Annotated in this window: 20 protein-coding genes; 6 read left to right on the top strand and 14 right to left on the bottom strand. The window is 48.7% G+C overall.

What is annotated here, in order from left to right:
• The first annotated feature begins 11 nt into the window (after window positions 1–11).
• The 3 genes from COV46_07330 to COV46_07340 are packed head-to-tail and all read left to right on the top strand — an operon-like array spanning window position 12 to window position 1,485.
• Entirely contained in the window at window positions 12–401 is a 390-nt protein-coding gene (locus tag COV46_07330; protein ID PIR16683.1) for a transcriptional repressor, read from the top strand.
• 16 nt (window positions 402–417) lie between these two features.
• Window positions 418–1,026, top strand: coding sequence for a peroxiredoxin (locus COV46_07335; protein PIR16664.1), 609 nt, complete (start codon window positions 418–420; stop codon window positions 1,024–1,026).
• A 15-nt stretch (window positions 1,027–1,041) separates the two neighbouring features.
• Window positions 1,042–1,485, top strand: coding sequence for a hypothetical protein (locus COV46_07340; protein ID PIR16665.1), 444 nt, complete (start codon window positions 1,042–1,044; stop codon window positions 1,483–1,485).
• A gap of 83 nt (window positions 1,486–1,568) precedes the next feature.
• Here COV46_07340 and COV46_07345 read toward each other — a convergent pair whose 3' ends face one another.
• Window positions 1,569–2,474, bottom strand: a complete 906-nt coding sequence (locus tag COV46_07345) for a hypothetical protein (protein PIR16666.1) — start codon at window positions 2,472–2,474, stop codon at window positions 1,569–1,571.
• Between the two features lie 30 nt (window positions 2,475–2,504).
• Here COV46_07345 and COV46_07350 point away from each other — a divergent pair, with 30 nt between their 5' ends.
• Complete coding sequence (locus COV46_07350) at window positions 2,505–2,705, top strand: hypothetical protein (protein ID PIR16667.1); 201 nt, start codon at window positions 2,505–2,507, stop codon at window positions 2,703–2,705.
• 1 nt (window position 2,706) lies between these two features.
• Here COV46_07350 and COV46_07355 read toward each other — a convergent pair whose 3' ends face one another.
• From COV46_07355 to acpS, 11 genes are all read right to left on the bottom strand, one after another.
• A complete protein-coding gene (locus tag COV46_07355; protein ID PIR16668.1) occupies window positions 2,707–5,361 on the bottom strand; it encodes a DNA polymerase I in 2,655 nt (884 codons plus the stop codon).
• A gap of 245 nt (window positions 5,362–5,606) precedes the next feature.
• Window positions 5,607–6,572 carry a porphobilinogen synthase gene (locus tag COV46_07360; GenBank protein PIR16669.1) on the bottom strand — a complete coding sequence of 322 codons (966 nt, stop codon included), beginning with the start codon at window positions 6,570–6,572 and terminating at the stop codon, window positions 5,607–5,609.
• Window positions 6,547–7,890, bottom strand: coding sequence for a hypothetical protein (locus tag COV46_07365; GenBank protein PIR16670.1), 1,344 nt, complete (start codon window positions 7,888–7,890; stop codon window positions 6,547–6,549). The genes COV46_07360 and COV46_07365 overlap by 26 nt, the downstream gene beginning before the upstream one ends.
• On the bottom strand, window positions 7,887–9,152 hold the full coding sequence (locus tag COV46_07370) for a hypothetical protein (protein PIR16671.1): 1,266 nt from the start codon (window positions 9,150–9,152) through the stop codon (window positions 7,887–7,889). The genes COV46_07365 and COV46_07370 overlap by 4 nt, the downstream gene beginning before the upstream one ends.
• A complete protein-coding gene (locus COV46_07375; GenBank protein PIR16672.1) occupies window positions 9,136–9,513 on the bottom strand; it encodes a hypothetical protein in 378 nt (125 codons plus the stop codon). Before COV46_07375 ends, COV46_07370 begins: the two co-directional genes overlap by 17 nt.
• Window positions 9,498–9,845, bottom strand: a complete 348-nt coding sequence (locus tag COV46_07380; GenBank protein PIR16673.1) for a hypothetical protein — start codon at window positions 9,843–9,845, stop codon at window positions 9,498–9,500. The genes COV46_07375 and COV46_07380 overlap by 16 nt, the downstream gene beginning before the upstream one ends.
• Entirely contained in the window at window positions 9,842–11,203 is a 1,362-nt protein-coding gene (locus tag COV46_07385) for a hypothetical protein (GenBank protein PIR16674.1), read from the bottom strand. The genes COV46_07380 and COV46_07385 overlap by 4 nt, the downstream gene beginning before the upstream one ends.
• Window positions 11,204–11,209: 6 nt before the next feature.
• Window positions 11,210–12,637: a DNA-binding response regulator gene (locus COV46_07390; GenBank protein ID PIR16675.1), complete on the bottom strand. Its 1,428-nt coding sequence runs from the start codon at window positions 12,635–12,637 to the stop codon at window positions 11,210–11,212.
• Window positions 12,630–14,024: a DNA-binding response regulator gene (locus COV46_07395; protein ID PIR16676.1), complete on the bottom strand. Its 1,395-nt coding sequence runs from the start codon at window positions 14,022–14,024 to the stop codon at window positions 12,630–12,632. Before COV46_07395 ends, COV46_07390 begins: the two co-directional genes overlap by 8 nt.
• Window positions 14,025–14,036: 12 nt before the next feature.
• Complete coding sequence (locus tag COV46_07400) at window positions 14,037–15,188, bottom strand: hybrid sensor histidine kinase/response regulator (protein PIR16677.1); 1,152 nt, start codon at window positions 15,186–15,188, stop codon at window positions 14,037–14,039.
• 142 nt (window positions 15,189–15,330) lie between these two features.
• Entirely contained in the window at window positions 15,331–15,729 is a 399-nt protein-coding gene (gene acpS, locus COV46_07405) for a holo-[acyl-carrier-protein] synthase (GenBank protein ID PIR16678.1), read from the bottom strand.
• 93 nt (window positions 15,730–15,822) lie between these two features.
• On the opposite strand from acpS, the gene COV46_07410 reads away from it, so the two are divergent.
• A complete protein-coding gene (locus COV46_07410; GenBank protein PIR16679.1) occupies window positions 15,823–16,761 on the top strand; it encodes a hypothetical protein in 939 nt (312 codons plus the stop codon).
• On the opposite strand, the gene COV46_07415 is transcribed toward COV46_07410, so the two are convergent.
• Window positions 16,742–18,295: a hydroxymethylbilane synthase gene (locus tag COV46_07415; GenBank protein PIR16680.1), complete on the bottom strand. Its 1,554-nt coding sequence runs from the start codon at window positions 18,293–18,295 to the stop codon at window positions 16,742–16,744. The two genes, COV46_07410 and COV46_07415, sit on opposite strands and share 20 nt — an antisense overlap.
• Window positions 18,276–19,121, bottom strand: coding sequence for a purine-nucleoside phosphorylase (locus tag COV46_07420; protein PIR16681.1), 846 nt, complete (start codon window positions 19,119–19,121; stop codon window positions 18,276–18,278). Before COV46_07420 ends, COV46_07415 begins: the two co-directional genes overlap by 20 nt.
• A 281-nt stretch (window positions 19,122–19,402) precedes the next feature.
• Between COV46_07420 and COV46_07425 the strand changes: the two genes are divergently transcribed.
• Window positions 19,403–20,353 carry a hypothetical protein gene (locus tag COV46_07425; GenBank protein PIR16682.1) on the top strand — a complete coding sequence of 317 codons (951 nt, stop codon included), beginning with the start codon at window positions 19,403–19,405 and terminating at the stop codon, window positions 20,351–20,353.
• The last annotated feature ends 211 nt before the right edge of the window (window positions 20,354–20,564 follow it).

The following is a 20,564-nucleotide window of genomic DNA, read 5'->3' on the forward strand; positions in this document are numbered from 1 at the left end:
CAATAATCGTTATGAATACTAATAAGGAATATAGAGAGACGGCGCAGAGGCAGGTGATATTAGATATTCTCTGTTCTACCAAGTCTCACCCGACGGTCGACTGGATATATGAGAAGGCGAAGAAGGATTTTCCAAAACTATCTCTGGGGACGGTCTACAGAAACTTAAAGATATTAAAGGAGCAGGGAAAGATCCAAGAGCTTCCCTTTGGCGATACTTATGACCATTTTGACGGGAACGCTCTGCCGCATCCCCATTTTGTATGTAAAAAATGCGGTTCTGTTGTCGATCTTCGCATGGCCCAGCCCGATTCTTTAATGAAGATAGCAGAAGATAAGAGCGGGTTTGATATAGAAAGTTACAGCATGACCTTTTACGGTCTGTGCGATAAATGCAAATAACCAAAGGAGGAGCATTATGACAGAAATGTGTGCAGTAAAAGTAGGCCAGGTGGTACCCAATTTTGAAATAGAGACCTATGAGCCAAAAACGGGTGAGTTTGGAACTATTTCGCTCGAAAATCTTAAGAAGAACAGAAAATGGACGGTTCTTTTCTTCTACCCCGCGGATTACACGTTCGTTTGTCCGACGGAGCTGGCCGATGTGGCCGAAAAGTGCGACGAGCTCATAAAGGCCGGGGCAGAAGTGATATCGGTATCAACCGATACGAAGTTCGTTCATCTTGCATGGAAACGTGAAGAAAAACTTCTCTCAAAGGTAAAGTTCACAATGGGCGCCGATCCTACGGGCAACGTCTCAAGACTTTTCGGCGTTTATGATGAAAATACCGGCCTTGCTTTGAGGGGAACCTTCATTATCAGCCCGGAAGGGAAACTTGTTGCAAATGAGGTCAATTTTTATAATGTAGGAAGGAACGCGGCGGAACTCTTAAGAAGGGTGAAGGCCAATGCCTATCTTGCAAATCATCCGGAAGAGGCGTGCCCCGCAAATTGGAACGACGGCGCAAGGACATTAAAGCCGGGTTCAAAACTTGTCGGAAGAGTAAGTGAAAGTTTAAATAAATAACAAAGGGGGTAAGGTATGAAAATGTATGTATGCGGAGTATGCGGTCACGTGGCGTTCGATAATGCCCCGGGCAATTGTCCGGTATGTCATGCGCCGAAGGATAAGTTCAAAGAGGACGCTAATGCTCTAAAGTCACCTGCGGACCCCAAGAACCTGACCGACGGCGACAAGAAGCATATTCCCAACTTCACGGTCGTGAAGCAGTGCGGGCTAATACCCGGAACATGCACCGACGTGCATGTTAAGGTTGGAGAGGTCCTGCACGTGATGGAAGAGAGGCACTGGATCGGCTGGATAGACATGTACCTTGATAAGAAGTTCATCGCCCGTTATGAGATGACGTCGGGCGGACCTAATCCGTGCGTTGGAATGCATCTGAAGAACGACAAAGGCGGAATGTTAACGGCGATAGAATTCTGCAATGTTCACGGCAAGTGGATGAGCCATGTCGAGATATAAGCGCCCACGTTCATCCTGAGCCTGTCGAAGGATGGATGTTGCGCTCATGGTTCGACAGGCTCACCATGAGCGGCGAGTGCGAGTCACTCTTTCTTTCTATAGAACTCGTTAGACAATGAATTTAGATGAGGATAATCCTCTTCGGGGATGACGATCCGAAATTTCCCGAAGGGGGTTTCTTCTTTTACCTCTATCTCTCCCTTGCAGGTAGAACCCGCTCCGAACTCCTTCCCTGTGCAGGCCTCGATCAACGAATAGCTCTCCCATTTTCCTCTTTTATATCGCTGAAGCTCGGCCTTTTTGTTGAACGCCTTTCCGGTGCGGGTGATGTTTAGTATCTCAAAGTTTATCTTTTCTCCCGGGAGATATATATTCCGGTCGGTCATTACCTGCCATTCGGGGCCCTTTAAAAATGCCATCAGGAGCCTGCCTGGGTAGTCGGGAAGTCGCCACTCACGCAGGTCACCGGTATCAATATGAACGAAATCAAGCGCGGGATAAAAACCAACCCCGCCCGCCTTGAGTCCGCGCGCAAATTCGGCGACCGCCTCTTCTGTGACCTCGTCTATATGTATATCGGCCGCCTTTCCTTCCAGATGCATGCTCTCCTCGGCCACGTTGGCGCCGCGTTTTTTGAGGGCGCTGTTGAGCGCCGGGCTCCTGTAGCCGGAGATAAGCTCGATCACGTCGGCGTTAAAATGGTCCTGGATGACGTCTAGAACCTCGATAAGGTTTATGTCGATATCCTTCATTTTGCCGTCGCTTCTGGATTTAAAGAAGTCGTTTATATCTTTGAGAGCCTGTTCGTTATATCTTTCTCCCTTTCTGTAGGTCGCGTCCAGCGTCTTGTGGGTGTGGTAGTTATAGAAAGAGGTCTTGCCGTCGCCTTTTTTCGGCTCGGTGACTTTTGCGGGGTGCGCGGCCCCCAAGAACAGCAAAAGTGGGGACAGCAACAGTAGATTATACTTTTTCCTCATATTGTATGTCATATACTCTTAAAACAAAGTGGAGGCAATATTATGTTACGCGAACTTATAGAGGTGATGGGTATATGCACGTATTCCCTTTTGTGTCTCACGGCGCTCTTGGGTCTTTTAAAGTGGAAATTCGCGGTCTCATGGATAAAACCGAAGTATCATTTTACCCTGGCCGTGCTGACGCTGACATCCGCTTCAACGCATCTGACGCTGATCTTGACCCACAAGGCGCTTGCCAAATAGCCTAACACTCGGCCCAATTTTTGCCGAAGGCTATGTCGACCACTATGGGGACGTTTAGCTCTACCGCGCGCTCCATCTTTTCTTTTACGAATCCTTCAACGCATTTAAGATCTTTTTCGGGTATCTCAAAAACAAGTTCATCGTGAACCTGAAGGAGCATCTTGGTTCCCGGCGACACCTTCTCTAACTCGCGGTCTATGTTTATCATTGCCATCTTTATGATATCTGCGGCGGTCCCTTGGATGACGGTGTTAAAGGCCATTCGCTCGGCTATCTGTCTTATGCCGCCGTTCCTGCTGTTGACGTCCGGCAGATATCTTCTGCGCCCAAAGAGCGTCTCGACGAAACCGGTCTTACCCGCGTCGGCAAGTATCTTCTCTCTGTACTTTGCCACCCTTGGATATTTCTTGAAGTAGTTGTCGATATATTCGGCGGCCGTACCGGGATCTATCTCCAACTGTTTTGAAAGTCCGAAGGCGCTCTGGCCATAAATTGTTGCAAAATTAACGGTTTTACCAACGGCGCGTTGTTCCTTCGTCACCTCTTTCACCTTTACGCCGAATATCCCCGCGGCGGTGACCGAATGAACGTCCACCCCGGCCTGGAATGCGTTTATAAGAGATTCTTCCCCGGCCATGTGGGCAAGTACGCGTAATTCTATCTGCGAATAATCGGCGCTTAGAAGCAGGCAACCCTTTTCCGCTATAAAGGCCTCGCGGATACGCTTACCCTCTTTCGTCCTTATCGGGATATTCTGCAGATTCGGGTCGCTTGACGAAAGGCGCCCCGTCTCGGCAACCGTCTGATTGTAACTTGTATGTATCCTTCCCGTCCGCTTATCCACAAGCAGAGGTAGCGCATCTATATAAGTGCCTTTGAGTTTAGAGAGCGACCTGTAATTAAGTATCAGCCTTCCTATCTTATAATGGTGTGAGAGCGTGGTAAGGGCGTCCACATCGGTAGAAAATCCGGTCTTTGTCTTCTTACCGCCTGTAAGCCCCATTTCTTCAAAAAGTATGACCCCCAGCTGCTTAGGCGAGTTGATATTGAATTCACGGCCCGCCTCTTTATAGATGTTCTTTTCCAGTTCTTTCAGGTCCTTCTCAAAGAGCCGCCCCATCTCATTTAGAAGGCTAAGATCGACCTTGATACCCGTTAGCTCCATCTTTAGAAGCACTTTCATTAACGGCATTTCGATATCGAAGTAGAGCTCTTTGAGCTGTCCCTTGAGCTCCTTTATCAGGACATGATAGAGCCTTAAGGTAACGTCGGCATCTTCCGCCGCATATGTGGAGGCCTTCGCAACTTCAACATCTGAAAAATTCTTCTGGTTCTTTCCCTTGCCGGTCAACTCTACGTATTTGATGGTAGTGTGGTCCAGATATTGCTGAGAGAGGTCATCCATTCCGTGGGAGCCGGCAGGATTTATGACGTAAGAGGCTATCATGGTGTCGGCCTCTATGCCGTTTATCTCCGGATGATATTTATCGAGCACGGCAAGGTCGTATTTGAGATTTTGTCCCGCCTTTTTAATATCTTTCGATGAAAAGATGTCCGAAAGTCTTTCCAAGACATATGTTCTGTCCAGCTGTCCCGCCGCATCAAGCCCCGCGTGACCCACGGGGATATATGCCGCAAGGCCTTCGCCCCACGAGAACGAAAGCCCCACAAGCGCCGCCTCCATCGCGTCGAGAGATGTTGTTTCCGTATCGAATGCTATGATCTTGGCCTTCTTTAATTCTTTTATCAGATCATCAAGCTCCACTTCGGTCATTATCGTCCGATATCTTTCGTAGGAGATGGTAGATTTAGGGGCGAGTTCGGAGAGGAGGGTTGAGAACTCGAACTCCTTTAAGATGTCGTGGAGCTTCTTTTCGTCAGGCTTTTTAAGAATAAGGTCTTCGGAGTCTATCTTTATATCGACATCTGTCTGGATGGTGGCAAGTCTCTTGGACATCTCTGCATTTTTTGATCCGCTTTTTATCTTGTCCCTAAGTCCGCCTTCCAGCTTGTCGGCATTCTTTATAAGGTTCTCTATGCTTCCGAATTCTTTGATAAGCTTGAGCGCGGTCTTTGGGCCGACACCGTGGACGCCGGGGATATTATCGGAGACATCGCCCGCGAGCCCCAAGATATCGGTCACCTTCGATGGTTCTACGCCGAACTTCTCCACAACTTCGGACGGGGTGATCAACTTTTCCTTCATCGTGTCCAGGATGCTTATGTCATCATTCACAAGTTGCATAAAATCCTTATCTCCGGTAACGATGACCACCTTGTGTCCCTCTCTGACCGATTTTATTGCAAGCGTTCCAATGACATCGTCCGCCTCGACACCTTCTATTGAAACAGCGGGGATGTTAAGAGCGTGGACAACGCGCGGAATGTGCGGAAACTGGGGCAGGAGATCATCCGGCGGCGCCTCGCGATTTGCCTTATAATCGGGAAATATCTCTTCGCGAAACGAGGGCTTGCCGGAGTCAAAGACTATGGCGATATGCGCCGGTTTTTCATCGCGAATGAGCTTTAAGAGCATGGTCGTAAAGCCGTAGATAGCGTTAGTGGGAAATCCTTTCGATGTTGAAAGGTGCCTTATTGCGTAGTAGGCGCGGAATATGTAGTTCGTGCCGTCGATCAGGTAGACTTTATCGCTCATAGGAGAGGGAGGTTTGCATTAAAAGATAGGGGATGTCAAAGGATTATAATATCTAATTATTTCAGTAGGTTATAAAATACAGATAACTTTTGGGTATCGTCCAACCGATAATAATAATGGTATGACCGAACCGCCCACAAAGTCTCATGGTCCGCTAACCGCAATTATAGAAGATTTCTATAGGCGCACAGCTCCTGAAAAACCTCTTGTTTGTCACTTAGGCGGCAAGAAAGATGGCGCCTTGGTCATTTCGGCATACCACAGCCAATCTCCTTTGCAAAATAGGTGATGATAATGTCGGCACCGGCGCGTTTAATGGAGATCAGCATCTCCATTATCGCCCTCTTTTCATCTATCCAGCCGTTCTTGGCGGCCGCCTTTATTATGGAATACTCACCGCTGACGTTGTAGGCGGCGATCGGCACATCGAACCTTTCGCGGGCCTTTGCAATAACGTCTAGATATGCAAGCGCCGGTTTTACCATGACGATGTCTGCCCCCTCTTCAATATCCAGCGCTATCTCCTTCATTGCCTCGCGGACGTTTGGCGGGTCCATCTGATATGTCTTGCGGTCGCCTAATTTCGGCGCCGACTCCGCGGCATCGCGGAAGGGGCCGTAGAACGCCGAGGCATATTTTGCCGCGTAGCTCATGATGGGCGTATTCTCAAAACCTTCCTTGTCAAGCATCGTGCGGATCGCGGCAACGCGACCGTCCATCATGTCGCTTGGCGCCACCATATCGGCGCCTGCATGCGCGTGGGAAGCGGCGGTCTTTGCAAGCATCTCGAGCGATGGATCATTATCAACCGTATGACCTTTAGTTATTCCGCAATGCCCATGGCTCATATATTCGCAGAGGCAGACGTCGGTTATCACATACATTTCCGGCACCGCCTCTTTGATGGCGGCAATGGACATTTGAACTATCCCGTCTTTCGCGTAGGCCCCGCTCGCCTTTTCATCTTTCTTTTCAGGTATTCCGAAAAGGAGCATCGAAGGGATACCCGCCTTCTTTATCTCTTTTGCTTCATTACCTATCGTATCCACGGAAAAACGGAACTGCCCAGGCATTGAAGTTATCTCTTCCCTGATCCCTTTGCCGTGAATGATAAAGGCAGGTTGAACCAACTGATCCGGTGAAATGGAGGTTTCCGCGACCATCTTTCTAAGAACAGCCGAGCCCCTAAGCCTTCTTGGACGAATCTTCATAATATCTCCTTGCTTCGGCCACCGTATATAGCGAACCGGCAATAATCAAGACTGAATTTCCACGCATCGTTTTAATCGTTCCTTCAATGGCAGAGGAGATGTTAGGAAATTCGCGAATTCGCGAATTCGCGAATTCGCTCTGTTTTTCCGTATTTCCGAATTTACCGATCTCCGAATTTACGATTTTACAGAGCAATTCTGTCCCTGCGGCGCGACTGGCAGACGGCCGCGTTAGAACGACCTCATCTGCCGCTTCGACCAACGGCTTGATGACACCCTCTATATCCTTATCGGCCATGATGCCGAGGATGACTATCTTGTGTTTATCCGTTAGCTCCTCTTTCATGAACCTTGCCAGCGCCTCGGCGCCGTTCGGATTGTGGGCACCGTCCAGAATAACCTGAGCGCCGGGGGCACACACTTTACCTAGAAAAGTGTGTGTGCCCAGAACTTCGAGCCTGCCGGGCCACCTTGTGGAGGCAAAGGCCTCGGAAAGGTTATCTGTTATCAGTGATCGGTGATCGGTAACTTCTAACACAAGCTCTGAGGCACGCAACGCCAGGGCGGCATTTTCATACTGGTGTCTTCCCAGGAGGCCAAGTTTATATTTTACCTCTTGCGGACTGACAACATGGAGCATCACGCCCTTCTCATCTGAAATACGGCGCAGGACATCCATCACCTTTGGTTCCTGAACCACGGTTACGACCGGAACCCCCGTTTTAATGATACCTGCCTTTTCAAATGCAATCTTTTCTATCGTATCGCCAAGATAATGTTGATGGTCCATTCCTATGCGGGTTATTACGCTAACAACCGGGTCAACCACGTTCGTGGCATCGAACCTTCCGCCAAGACCAACTTCAAGGACAGCGACGTCCACACATCTCTCGGCAAAGTAGAGAAATGCCACGGCGGTTAAGAACTCAAAATAGGTGAGTCTTGCTGTCGTTCCTGCGCAAGCAGGAATCCCGGTTACACGCTCGAGACTCCCGATTTCGCGGGAATGACATATTAAGGTCGTATTCTTTGCAAATTCTTCTTCAGATATCATCTTCCGGTCTATCTGTATCCTCTCCCTTACATCATTTAGGTGGGGAGATGTATAAAGGCCCACCTTTAACCACTGATGCCGGAGGATAGACTCCAAAAAGGCGCATGTGGAACCTTTGCCGTTGGTCCCAGCTACCATGACGCTCTTCAACTTGCCTTCAGGATGACCCAAGGCTTCACACGCGGAGCTTATCCTTTCAAGTCCAAGCTCTATTTTTGTCGATTGAAGGGAGTCAAGATATGAAAGCGCTTCTTTATAGTTCATTTTACCTTGATAATGACCACGGTTACATCGTCGGCAAGCGGCTTTTTACCGATAAACTCCTTAACGTCAAGGCAGAGAAGTTCTACCATCTTGGTTGCCGAATGATGTTTGTTCTTTCTCACACACCCTCTCAGCCGTTCGTTCCCGAACCTTTTTCCTTTTTTATCGGCCGCCTCAACAAGCCCGTCGGTGTAGAGAACGATAATGTTTCCTGAATCCACATCTATCCTTCTTTCGTGATATTCGGGGAACCTTTCAACTCCCAAGAGGATATCTTCGGTAGAGTGATCTATGAAACCGTTCCCCTTTAAGATCAGTGGAGGATGATGCCCGGCGGTGGTATATTTTATCACCGAGCCGAAATTGCCGCCGCCGGGGATGACCTGAAGATAGACCATGGAGATGAACTGCTCGGCAGAGGCAAGGTCGTCATACAAAATGTTATTTAACCTCTCAGCGATTATCGCCGGCGAATACAGAGAAACAGTATTATCGCTCCTGAGCGCGCTTCTAAACGCGCTCATCATCATCGCGGCGGAGATCGAGTGGCCGGCGACGTCTGCCACCACAACGGAAGGTGGCCTGGCGCCTCCGACAATTACATCAAAATAATCGCCCCCAACGTGTTCGGCCGTCAGGCACACGCCCGCTATATCGAGCCCTTGGACGCCCGGTATCCTCTGCGGAAGCAGACGTTGTTGTATGGCTCGCGCAAGGTCAAGTTCGCGCATAACATGCTCGCTTTCCCGAGCATCTTCGGCAAGATCGCAAAGATGAAGATATGAAGCGGTCTGATTCGCTATCGTGTTCAGAAGTTTGAGATCGTCGCCTGTAAAATGTTTTCCGCCTTTTTTATCGGTGACATTTATGACGCCGACCGGCTTTCCGCCGACCTTCATCTTAAAACAGGTGACGGGCGTCGAGATGAGGGAGCTTGTCTTGTATCTCTTCTTCTGTTCAAAACCGGTCGCCTTTATATCCCTTATCATTATCGGTTTTTTAGATTTAAAGACCTTGCCGGAAATGCCCTCACCGACCCTGACCTTGACATCCCGTATAACGCCGGCGGGGATGCCCTTGCTGGCTACTATCTTCAGCATCCCGTCCCTTTTATCTATCTTCATTATGGACGCCTTGCTCACGCTGAGAAGGTTGACCGTTCTGTCCAGGATCCGCTGGCAGACGTCCTCCATTCTGGAGGCGCCGACTATGGCACGGCTCAAGTCGTGAAGCACTGAAAGCTGTTTAGTTTCGTTCTTCATAGGTCACCTTTAGGGTGTTCTTCGTGTACTCAACATTCTTCATCAGCCTTTTAACGATAAAGATGCCGCGGCCGTTTATCTGATAGAGCGAAGGCTCCGGCACCTTTTTTATGTCAAATCCCTTGCCCATATCCTTTACTTCCATGACCGTCTTCCTACCAAGACACGATATCTTGATCTCTATGGGGTAACTTTTTATTCCCCCGTGAGAGTGAAAGACGGCATTGTCTACGGCCTCGACAAGCGCCACAGAACATTTTCTTTTTGCGTCGTTCGATATTTTAAGCGTATCCACAAGTTCCCTCAGGAACTTAAGATATGATGTTGAACTTAAGATCTTAAATTTTAGAACTTTTTGCATGCGGCCTCAAAGCTTGCGCACACGTCAAAGAGTTTGTTCAGCCTTGTTATATCGAATATCTCCTTTACCTCGGCGTTCAGTCCGAAGACCTTTACGTCGCCCTTCTTTTCGCGGACGCGCCGCATGAGAGATATCATGGCGCCAAGGCCCATACTGTCCACAAAAGAGAGCTTGTTGGCGTCTATCACGAACCTGCTACTCCCTCCGTCAAAAAGCTCGCCCGTTTTTTTTCTGAAGAACACCACATTTTCGGCGTCAAGGCTACCTATGCATTTAAGAAGCGTAATATCACCGTTCCTTTCGATCTTAATGTCCATATTGTCATCCCTCATGCTTTAAGGCCGTACTGCTTCAATTTTCTGTAAAGCGTGGCCTGGCCTATCTTCAACTGTCTTGCGGTCTCCGAAACGTTTCCCATGCACCTTGCAAGCGCCGCCTCTATTGCGAACTTTTCCACCTGGTCAAGAGATACAACTTTTTGGCCGTCCGCAAAATGTATCTGAGCCGGCTTAACAGGTTTCTTTCCCAGCGCCATCTTTTGGATGTGCGGCGGCAGGTGTTTGAGCTTCATGCGCGAATCGTTATTAAGGACCACCACGCGCTCGACAACGTTCTCAAGTTCGCGAACGTTACCGGGCCAATCGTAGCCCAATAAACATTCGATCGCCTCCGGTTCTATGTCGACGAATATCTTTTCGTTCTTGGCGCTGAACTTATCAAGGAAATGTTTCGCAAGGAGCGGGACATCTTCTATCCTGTCCTTTAACGGCGGAATGGTTATGGGGACAACGTTGAGGCGGTAGTAAAGGTCCTCTCTAAAGTTGCCATTTTTAACCTCTTCCTGAATGTCACGATTGGTTGCGGCAACGAACCTTATGTCGGAACTGATAAGCTCATTACCTCCGACGCGCATGAAGGTCCTTTCCTGAAGCATGCGAAGGATCTTCACCTGAAGAGACGGGTCCATCTCACATATCTCATCTAAGAAAAGAGTTCCCTTATGGGCGCGCTCGCAACACCCTATATATCGCCTGTCCGCTCCCGTATAGGCCCCGCGTTCGTGGCCGAAGAGCTCGTTTTCCAGAAGCTCTCTTGGAATGGCGCCGCAGTTTATGTCTATGAACGGATGATTCACGCGAGGGCTGTGCTTTGCGATAGCGCGTGCAACGAGTTCTTTTCCCGTTCCGCTGTCGCCTAAGATCAACACCGTGGCGTTGCTCTTTGAAACGGTAGCGACCAGCTGAAAGACCTCCTGCATCTTCTGGCTGTGGCCCACGATATTATCAAAACCGCCCGACCAGCCCATCTGATTCTCAAGTAGATATACTCTCTTTGTAAGGCTGTAGAGCCTCACTGCATTGGCAACGGCTATCTGCAATCTTTCGGAGTTAAGCGGGAACCTCAAACAGTCGCACGCCCCCAGCTTCATCATATTCACGGCGTCTTCAAGGCTTCCGACCCCGACAATTACCATTGGAAGCACGTCGTCGAATGAACGAAGACCCTTCATTATCTCTTCGGTCCTGCTGTCGTTCTCGCCGGTGCATATGACCGCGCAATCGACCCCTTCCATTGAAAGAAGGGTCATATAGTCCTCGTGGTTGGCCTCTATTATCCTTAAATCACTCTTTTTAAGAGCTGACGCGGCCTCTTTTTTCTTGTTGTCGCCTATGATGATTATTTTTGGCATTTTTTATCAACTCTCTTCTTTGTTCCCGTCTTTAAAATCTTCGAGTTCAAGCTCGCACTTCTTCACTATCTTTTTGAAGTTGCTTCTGTCCATCCCCGCTCTCGCCGCGGCAAAGGAGACGTTCCCCTTTGTCTGTCTGAGAAGACTTGAAATATAGGACCTGTTAAATGCAATGAATGCCTTTTCTTTGGCCTCCTGATAGTTAAATTGGGAAAAATCGTGAGCGACATCGTCATTTGTAAGATAGAACGACTCGCCCATGATACGCGGTGACAGCTCACGCGCATGGATCGTATCGCTGGTCGAAAGGACTATTGCGCGCTCTATGACGTTCTCGAGCTCGCGAACATTGCCCACCCACTTATAATTTTGAAGCGCCATTAATGTATCCACGGAGCATCCCGCAACGTTCTTGCCGACCTTCTTGGAATATTTCTTAATGAAGTGATAAACAAGAAGGGGGATGTCTTCAACCCTGTCGCGAAGCGGCGGAAGAGAAACGGCTATAACGTTAAGCCTGTAGTAAAGGTCCTCTCTGAACTTGTTCTCGCTAACAAGCCTTGTCAGGTCCTTGTTGGTCGCAGCTATAATTCTCACGTCCACATGCTTACTTATCGCGTCCCCGACCGTCTTTATCTCGCCCTCTTGCAGGACGCGAAGAAGCTTTACCTGAATGGGCGGCGTCACCTCTCCTATTTCGTCCAAAAAGATCGTTCCGCCGTTGGCCTCCTCAAAGAGCCCTTTCTTGTCGCTAATGGCGCCGGTAAAGGACCCCTTTTTATGGCCGAAGAGCTCCGATTCAAGAAGGGTCTCGGGCATCGCCGCGCAGTTTATCACCACAAACGGTTTGTCGTGTCTTCGGGAACGCTTGTGGATAGCCTGCGCAACGAGCTCCTTTCCGGTACCGCTCTCTCCCAGGATAAGTATCGTCGAAGTTGTCGGAGCAACGCTGTCTATCATCTCGAAGACTTCCTGTATCCTTCTCGATTTTCCTATAATCCCTTCGTATGAGACCTCGTCATTTTCCAGCCTCTCCAGTTTCTTTAGCTTCTGTAAAAGCCTGTGATGCTCCATCGCATTGGAAATGGATTTGGAGACCTTGTTGACATCATCAAATGGCTTGGTGAAATAATCGTAGGCGCCCGTCTTTATTGCCTGAACCGCAAGTTCTACCGAACCGACACCTGTCATTATTATTATCTCGGTAGGGACCCGATTCTTCTTCACATATTCGAGGACCTGCATGCCGCTATATCCGGGAAGGGCTACATCTACCACCGCAACTTCGATAGAGAACTTGTTGAGGGCGTCGATAGCCTCCGTACCGCTCGCCGCGGTCACCACATTCCACACCTCGTCCTTGGCCATCTTTTCGAAGACCTTGGTCATCGCTGGATCGTCATCTACGATCAAAAGATTCACCGGTTTATACATCGTTTGAATTTATCCCCTTCCTTTTTATCTTTTCCACAAGGGTCGTCCTGTTAAGCCCCAAAAGCGCGGCCGCCTTGTTCTTGTTGTACCCCGTATGTTCAAGCGCTTTTTGGATAAGATCTACCTCGTAGTTCTCAACAGCGTCCCTGAAATTTGAACTACCGTCAAAACGGAACGCCTCAACAGCCTTGTTTGCAGAGTCTGCATTGACTTTTATGTTCCCAAACGCTAGTGGTATGTCGACCTCTTCTATCATTCCCGCCGGTTTTAGTATGACCAGCCTCTCGACAAGATTTTCGAGCTCGCGAATGTTCCCGGGCCAATCATATTTAACAAGGACGTTCATCGCCGCTTTTGAAAGCCCTTCAATGTGTCGGTCGTTCTCTTTGTTGAACTTTTGAATGAAGTGCTGGACCAAAAGAGGGATGTCGGACCTTCTTTCGCGTAGGGGCGGTATCTTTATGGGGATGACGTTAAGTCTGTAAAATAGGTCCTCTCTGAACTGTCTCTTCTTCACCTCTTCTTCAAGATTTCTGTTGGTGGCGGTTATTATCCTTACGTCCACATCGTGGGTCTTGGTCGAACCTACGGGTTCGAACTTTCTCTCCTGAAGCACCCGCAGAATCTTGACCTGAAGCTTGAGGCTCATGTCGCCTATTTCATCCAAAAATATCGTTCCGCCGTTCGCGGCATCGAACCTTCCGGGTTTAGTGGCGTGAGCACCGGTAAAAGACCCCTTGACGTGTCCGAAAAGTTCCGTTTCCAGGAGTTCTTCGGGTATTGCCGCGCAATTAACGGTTATGAGAGGCATATTCGCGCGACGGCTGTTATAATGGATAGCGCGCGCAACAAGTTCTTTTCCGGTCCCGCTCTCTCCGAGGATAAGTATCGTGCTGTCGGAATCGGCGACCTTTTCTATGAGGTTATAGACCCCGCTCAACTCTTCCGAATTTCCGACTATGTTCTCGAACTTATATTTTGATTTTAACTGCTGGCGAAGGAGCCTGTTCTCCTCTTTCAGGTTCTTATGCTCGAGCCCGGTCGCAACAAGCGAAGCGACGTCATCAAGCTCGAACGGTTTTGTTAGATAATGATAGGCGCCGGCCTTCATCGTCTCAACGGCGCTTGTGATGGTCCCAAAAGCGGTCATTACTATGCAGACCATCTTAGGATCGGCCTCTTTGAGCTTTTTGATCAGCTCGACCCCGTTCATTCCCGGCATGACAAGGTCGATCAGGGCAAGGTCTATCACCTCCTCACCGAAAACTTTAAGAGCCTCTTCCCCGCTGGTCACCGCAAAAACGTGGTAACCTAAACTCGCAAGGAACTTTTCAAGGGCCTTCCTTATGGCAATTTCGTCATCGACAATAAGGATATTTGCCTTCATTAACTCCCCCCCTTATCCGGCCTCTTTAATGGCGGGTAGTTTGACTATGAACTTAGTGCCTTCCCCTTCTTTGCTTTCGACTTCTATGACGCCATCGTGTTCCTTCACTATCCTGTAGCTTACAGAAAGGCCCAGACCGGTACCCTTGCCCGGTTGTTTTGTGGTAAAGAACGGATCAAATATCCTTGAAACATTCTCTTTTGAAATACCGTGGCCGTTATCTTCAACTTCAACAATGAAATAATTGGGGTCAGCAGATGTGCGTACGATAAGTTTTCCGCCCCTCGTCATCGCATGGCATGAATTGGTCAAGAGGTTCAAAAAGACCTGCTGAAGCCTGTTGGCGTCGCCAAAGACCGAAGGGAGCCCCTGTTTGAGTTCCAGCGAAAGCTCAATGTTCAAAGATCTCAGTTCCGTCTTGATGAATGGGACCACCTTTTCTACAAGAAGGTTCATGTTAAGGGTCTGACGGTCCTTACCCGATGAGGCGCGTGAAAAATCCAAAAGGTCTGCGACTATCTTTTTGCATCTAACGGCCGCTCGTTCTATCTCTTCCATATCGGTGAGCAATGGATCGCCGTCCTTCAATTCGCGTATGATGAGCTGGGTAAAGGCAAGTATACCTCCAAGCGGGTTGTTTATTTCATGCGCAACGCCGCCGGCAAGCATTCCGATGGCCGCCATCTTTTCCTGCTGAATAAGTTCCTGCTGAAGCCTGTGCTCCTGGGTTATGTCCCGGTAGTGAAGGACCGCCGCCTTAGACTTCACCTCGCCACCCGGATAAGGGTATGCACTGGCCTCAAAATCACACTTATGTATCTGATTGCCCAGTTTTGAGACAGATACCTTATTATTATCGAGCGCCTCCGGAAGCGGACATCCGTCGCAGACCTTGGTGCTTCCGGCAAACACCTTGTAACACTTCTTCCCGATCATCTCTTTAATATCGGCTTTAGCCGTGGCTGATGTGGCGATATTGGCCCTTTCAATATCGAAATCATCGGAAATGATGACCACCGGGTCTCTGATGGCATCAAAGGTCGCCTGCCACATCTGCTTGGCACGCTCAATGACCTGAAGTAATTGCTGGAGCTCGGTCAGGCGTTTTTCGAATTGGTTCCCTCTGGCATTACCTTTATTGTTGTTTGTGGATTTTGTGGGCATGGGTATTTTTCTACCCACCTATATACAGAATTTTGATGCCTTTGGCAAGAAAGTATGTTCTTTTTTGTGGATGGAACTCGGAATAGACATCGTAACTCCCCTATAAAGAGCACTGTACGTAATTAGAGTCGGCCTCTTTAAATCACTCAATGATAACAAATGCGATGGCGTATTCGTTGTCGTGGGATATAGAAAGGTGGATATTTTCTATTCCAAGCTGACCGGCGATCTTTTGGAGACTTCCATGCAACGCAAAGAAAGGGCGTCCTTCGGCGTCATTAGCTACCTCTATTTCAGTGTAAAGAAGCGGGGCTATTGCAGAAAACTTTCCGCCCCTTGCCTGATCGAGCGCCTTTATCAGCGCCTCTTTTGCGCTATATCTCGCCGCCAGATGCTGCGCAGGACGGCCGCTTATCTGCGAAGCGCAATAAGAGAGCTCTGTCGCGGTAAAATGAGCCTTGTTAAAGATCGAGGCCGCATCTTTAAACCTGTCGTCAAATTCCATTATACTGCTTATATCTGCCCCTATTCCCATTATCATAAGCTCGCCCAGACTAGCAATGGAGCCTCTAACATAACAAGCGAAAAATTTCCCTTTGAAAGCGGGCCCAACTTGTCTATAATTGCCCCCGTCATGTTTTTACGTGTCCTGGCGCTCTCGGCGCTTTTATGTCTGATATCTTTCGGCGTTATAGCCGAGGACGACGAGCCTGTAACTTTTCAGTCTCCGGGCGGCGAGATACAGGAACCTTCAGATGCACCACCCGGAGATGAAGAACCTTCGCCGGAAGACCAGGCTCCAGCTGATGAAACAGAAGAAACTGCCGACCAAACCGAGCCCCAAACACAAACTCCTCCAGATAGCGAGACCGGACTTGACGATGAAGGCCTTTTTGAAGATGCTCTCCCTCAAAAACCGCCACTATTCGGCGGAAAACAAAAGCCGGCAAGCGATTCCATAAAGCTGGAGATGGATGCCGTAGTGATAGTCAAATATACGTTTGCCAATACCAACGAATCGTACACGGTAAAATATCATATAAATCTTGGCGGCGATGTGAATGCGGATATCGGAGTTATCAAGGGCGACGCCAAGGTCGCGACCGATATCAGCGGATTCCTTGCCAAGACAACGGCCTTTGAATGCCTTTTGAAGGTCTCTATTGCCGACGTTCCTTATGAGATAATGTTCAAAAAGATATCTGACACCGAGGCAGATATGAGCGTGGCCTTTAAGGGACAGATACTTGAAGATTGGGAATCTCTCTGCACGTTCCTCGACACCTCCAAGGCCAAGTTCAATACGCGCGGTTCGCCGGAGCAGTGGATAGCCATGGCCCTTGAAAAGGCAAAGCCGCCTCTCAATAAACTTTCGATATCACTAGACCATGAAAGGGTCTCGACCACAAAATTCACTATCCCCAAATATACGGTTCAAGATGAAGGCCTGGGGAGCGCCGAGATAGACGGCACCGGAGTTGTCACGATAAAACCAAAGATGCCTGCCGAAAATCAGAAAGAAGAGCCTACAAGTAAAAAACTCGTAAGAGAAATTAGGGACCATAAGTCTTGAAATGAGACTTGGGACAGCAGTGAAAATATTTCTTAAAAACATTGCCGGCAGACTCGCTTTGGATAACCACCTCGTCAGGCGGGCGTTTTTTGAACAGGGCCTTCCATTTTTTGACGTTTATCTTGTTTGGAACGGTCCGGTATGCCTCGACAAGATCTACGTGCGCCCCCATTCTTGAAAGTTCTTTCACTAGAGCATCCTTCCCCTCTTTTGCGCGAGGGAACAATATCTTCAGACCCTGAACCTTGAAGATAAGAAGTTTTCTTGCAAGTTCGGCAGAATTAAAATCCAAGCCGGGCATTAGATCGACCCTCCGGCCATATGAACGGACCTTTTCGGCGGTGGTAGGGCCAACAGCCGCTATCTTGGGCGCCTTTCGCCATGAGCCGTGTGTAATGCGCTCAAAAAAACGTTCAACGGCTGTTTGACTGGTAAAGACGAGCCAGTCATATTCGTTGAGTCTCTTTATCGCTGAATCAAGCGAGCGATAGTTATCAGAAGGAGGAAGTATCTTTATCAAAGGCAGATGAACGACGTCGGAGCCTTGGAATTTTTTTCTGTCACATCTAAGTCCCGTGAAGAGGACCAAAGGCCGCATTAATTTCCTGGCTCCTAATTTTACGAACTTGGCGCCGAGCTCTCTCCCAACATTTGAAGGATTAGACCCTTCCCGTGAAGCAGATATCGTCTTCTTTCCGGACGGCGAGGATGCGAATCCTTTTAGCACCACCTTCTTCCCTTTAAGCTGTGCATATGCGGCAATAGGCGTGTGGCAATCACCGGTAACTTTTTTAAGGAACGCTCGCTCCGCAAGGGCCGCGGACTCAGTGGCCGCATCGTTAAGACTCGATCTAATATAATAGATCAGGTCCTTGTCGGCGGTCCTTGTTTCAACGGATATTATCCCCTGACCGATGGCCGGAATGAAGTGCGTAAGCGCATGAGTGCGTAAGCGCGTGAGTTTGCGTGTAAGGTCGAGTCTTTTCACGCCAGCGTTGGCGAGGATGGTGGCTTCACACTCGCCTGATAAAAGTTTCTCAAGCCTCGTCGCTACATTTCCTCGGAGAGGGATGACCCTCAGATCGGGCCTAACAGATAATACCTGCGCCTTTCTTCTGGGCGAGCTCGTCCCAAAGACCGCACCTTTCGGAAGAGATGAGATGTTCTTATATTTTTTGGATATAAAAAGATCGCTTGGGTCCTCGCGCTTAAGATAGGCAACGAGCGAAAGTCCTTTGGGCAGGATAGCCGGCATATCTTTAAGGCTGTGAACGGCCATGTCTATTCTGCCGGAAGCAAGCGCCTCTTCCATCTCTTTAACAAAGAGACCTTTGCCTGCATAATCGTGATTCGTAACTCGTGAGTCGTGAGTCGTAGAAAGACTTCCGGAGAATTTATCCCCGCTGGTCTTAATGATGATAACCTTTGTATTTAATGACGGGAATTTCCTGCGAATTAGACGAAGAACTTCGTTCGTCTGCCACATGGCCAGAGGGGAACCGCGGGTCCCTATCTTAATTTGTCGGTAAGACATTTCCAATTCGTTCTACCACTCCGGCAATTAGTTTTACAAGCTTTGTCTGGACATCCTCCACATTTTTAAGGACCTCTGCGTGGCTCATGTTGCCGGGATGTAGATCCGCCGCAGGGTTAGCTATAATAGAGAAACCTAAGATCTGCATCTTGTGATAGGAGGCAACAATAACCTCCGGAACGGTCGACATCCCCACAGAATCCGCCCCCCACTGGCGAAAGGCCCTAACTTCCGCCTTTGTCTCGTATGAAGGCCCTGCGGTCGCGATATATACCCCTGTCCTTAGCGGAATTTCAAGCGCTTTTGCAACCTCGGTCGCCGTCTGTTGAAGATTTTTTGAGTAGACGTTCGTCATATCGGGGAACTGATTCTTTGGGTTCACGGCTCCGACGCCGCGCAGAGGATTCACTCCCATGAAATTTATATGATCGGTCATCATCATTATGTCGCCGGGCATGAACGCGGCGTTGATACCTCCCGCCGCATTGGTGACTATGAGAGTCTTACACCCCATGATGTGAAGCGCATGAGTGGACAGGGTGATGTCCCTTACATCGTGCCCTTCATAATAATGGGCCCGCCCCTGCATCACGGCCAGAGGAAAGCCCTTCCACGCACCGAAGATTATCCTTCCAACATGGCCTTCTACCGTTGAACGGGGAAAGTTGGGAATTTCGTTATAAGCGAGGTTCGTTTCCACCTCTATTTCATCTATCAAAGATGTAAGTCCGCTCCCTAAGATCACAAGTATCTGCGGGGCGACCCTGGTCTTTGCCTTGATGAACTCTACCGTCTCTTTCAGCCGGTCTTGGTATGATGGATCCATTTGTGTCTCCTAGGTTCTTCCCGTCTAACAAACCCCCCCAAAATTGCAATGAATTTAAAGGTTTTTGGGGGTCTAAAATATTTTTTAAAAGTAAGCAACTTCAGGGTACCGGCCAACCGATAATATATATAGAAGGCTCGTTAAAGAGCTGACTAAACCCCCTTTTCAAGGGCCGGTAGCAATGGTGCTAACCGGCCCTATTTATTTGGGGGGTCCGCAAAAATCTGACCGATTTTTTAATAGTTGACAATTCTCAAGCATTTCGCTAACTTATAACATACATGGCAACAGATAACGAACTTTCGTTCCCGATAAATCAGGCCCTTTTAGATGATGCGAACAAGCTCAAACAGGAGCGCGGTCTGGTTCGCGAAAGGCTTGATAAGATCGAGGCCAAAAAGAACGATGTCTCCCCTTCCGTTTATCAGAAGGTAAAACAGGAATACGTCCAAAAGCTCAACGAGGCAACAAACGCCCTTTTGGAGAAGAAGGGCGATATAGACAAAGAGCTCTCGACCCTTTACGAAACGCGCTCAAGAATAACAGAGAGCTTGGAACAGCACAAAGAGGTCCTTGAAGAGCTTAAGTTCCGCCACGAGCTTGGCGAACATGATGACGCTAATTTTACAAGTCTGTCTAACGACGAGCTCGACAAGATAGGAAAGTTCGAAAAAGTGCTTGGGGCGGTGAGCGGCAACATCGACCGATATAAGGCCATCTTCGAGGACGAAGAAGGTTTCGTAGAGAGCGCCGAACCATCTATAAAAAAACAAAAAACAAAGCCTACAAAACAGGCAACGACCCCCAATCTGCTTGAAGGTTCGGATTATAATATAGAAACCGAGGGAGAAGATTACTTTGCTCCGGAAGAGGATGCAAGCCGTACTCCTTCTGAATCTTCGATAGACATAACAAAAAAGACCGCCGCCGAAACCTCTACACCTTCCGGCGCGGCAAGACTGATCATTATAGAGGGTGGGCATGTGAATCAGGAATATAAGCTTAGGAAAGAGACAACGATAGGCCGCGCCAATTCGAACACCATCATTTTAAAAGATGGCAAGGTATCAAGACAGCATGCCGTTGTGAAACAGACCGGCAATGAATATGTAATGCTGGATCTTAACAGCTCTAACGGCGTTATCGTGAACCATGAACGCGTAAAAGAACACGTCCTTTCCGATGGCGATCAGATAGCGATAGGCGACCACACCTTGCAGTTCAAACTGTGATCGATTCAAATATGGGCATCTCTAAAAACCTTGTAGAAAGTGCAGAATCGGGTTTATTTTTAGAGCGGGAATGATAATATGCCTCCATAAACAAGGGGGCAAATATGACACAGCTAAATCGTAAGCGCCTAGCGAACCTTTCAATTACCCACAAGTATTGGCCAGAGAGAACCCCAATTCAATATCTGTCAAACGTGAAGCGCCTCTCCAT

Source organism: Deltaproteobacteria bacterium CG11_big_fil_rev_8_21_14_0_20_49_13, from assembly GCA_002796305.1.
In the GTDB taxonomy this organism is placed as follows: Bacteria; UBA10199; UBA10199.

Coding starts and splice junctions, on each gene's coding strand:
- COV46_07360 (PIR16669.1), bottom strand. CDS start 6,572: ATGAAGATTCGTCCAAGAAGGCTTAGGGGCTCGGCTGTTCTTAGAAAG.
- COV46_07415 (PIR16680.1), bottom strand. CDS start 18,295: ATGTCTTACCGACAAATTAAGATAGGGACCCGCGGTTCCCCTCTGGCC.
- COV46_07340 (PIR16665.1), top strand. CDS start 1,042: ATGAAAATGTATGTATGCGGAGTATGCGGTCACGTGGCGTTCGATAAT.
- acpS (PIR16678.1), bottom strand. CDS start 15,729: ATGATAATGGGAATAGGGGCAGATATAAGCAGTATAATGGAATTTGAC.
- COV46_07335 (PIR16664.1), top strand. CDS start 418: ATGACAGAAATGTGTGCAGTAAAAGTAGGCCAGGTGGTACCCAATTTT.
- COV46_07425 (PIR16682.1), top strand. CDS start 19,403: ATGGCAACAGATAACGAACTTTCGTTCCCGATAAATCAGGCCCTTTTA.
- COV46_07395 (PIR16676.1), bottom strand. CDS start 14,024: ATGAAGGCAAATATCCTTATTGTCGATGACGAAATTGCCATAAGGAAG.
- COV46_07370 (PIR16671.1), bottom strand. CDS start 9,152: ATGAAGAACGAAACTAAACAGCTTTCAGTGCTTCACGACTTGAGCCGT.
- COV46_07400 (PIR16677.1), bottom strand. CDS start 15,188: ATGCCCACAAAATCCACAAACAACAATAAAGGTAATGCCAGAGGGAAC.
- COV46_07410 (PIR16679.1), top strand. CDS start 15,823: ATGTTTTTACGTGTCCTGGCGCTCTCGGCGCTTTTATGTCTGATATCT.
- COV46_07345 (PIR16666.1), bottom strand. CDS start 2,474: ATGACATACAATATGAGGAAAAAGTATAATCTACTGTTGCTGTCCCCA.
- COV46_07350 (PIR16667.1), top strand. CDS start 2,505: ATGTTACGCGAACTTATAGAGGTGATGGGTATATGCACGTATTCCCTT.
- COV46_07385 (PIR16674.1), bottom strand. CDS start 11,203: ATGCCAAAAATAATCATCATAGGCGACAACAAGAAAAAAGAGGCCGCG.
- COV46_07375 (PIR16672.1), bottom strand. CDS start 9,513: ATGCAAAAAGTTCTAAAATTTAAGATCTTAAGTTCAACATCATATCTT.
- COV46_07390 (PIR16675.1), bottom strand. CDS start 12,637: ATGTATAAACCGGTGAATCTTTTGATCGTAGATGACGATCCAGCGATG.
- COV46_07365 (PIR16670.1), bottom strand. CDS start 7,890: ATGAACTATAAAGAAGCGCTTTCATATCTTGACTCCCTTCAATCGACA.
- COV46_07355 (PIR16668.1), bottom strand. CDS start 5,361: ATGAGCGATAAAGTCTACCTGATCGACGGCACGAACTACATATTCCGC.
- COV46_07380 (PIR16673.1), bottom strand. CDS start 9,845: ATGAGGGATGACAATATGGACATTAAGATCGAAAGGAACGGTGATATT.
- COV46_07420 (PIR16681.1), bottom strand. CDS start 19,121: ATGGATCCATCATACCAAGACCGGCTGAAAGAGACGGTAGAGTTCATC.
- COV46_07330 (PIR16683.1), top strand. CDS start 12: ATGAATACTAATAAGGAATATAGAGAGACGGCGCAGAGGCAGGTGATA.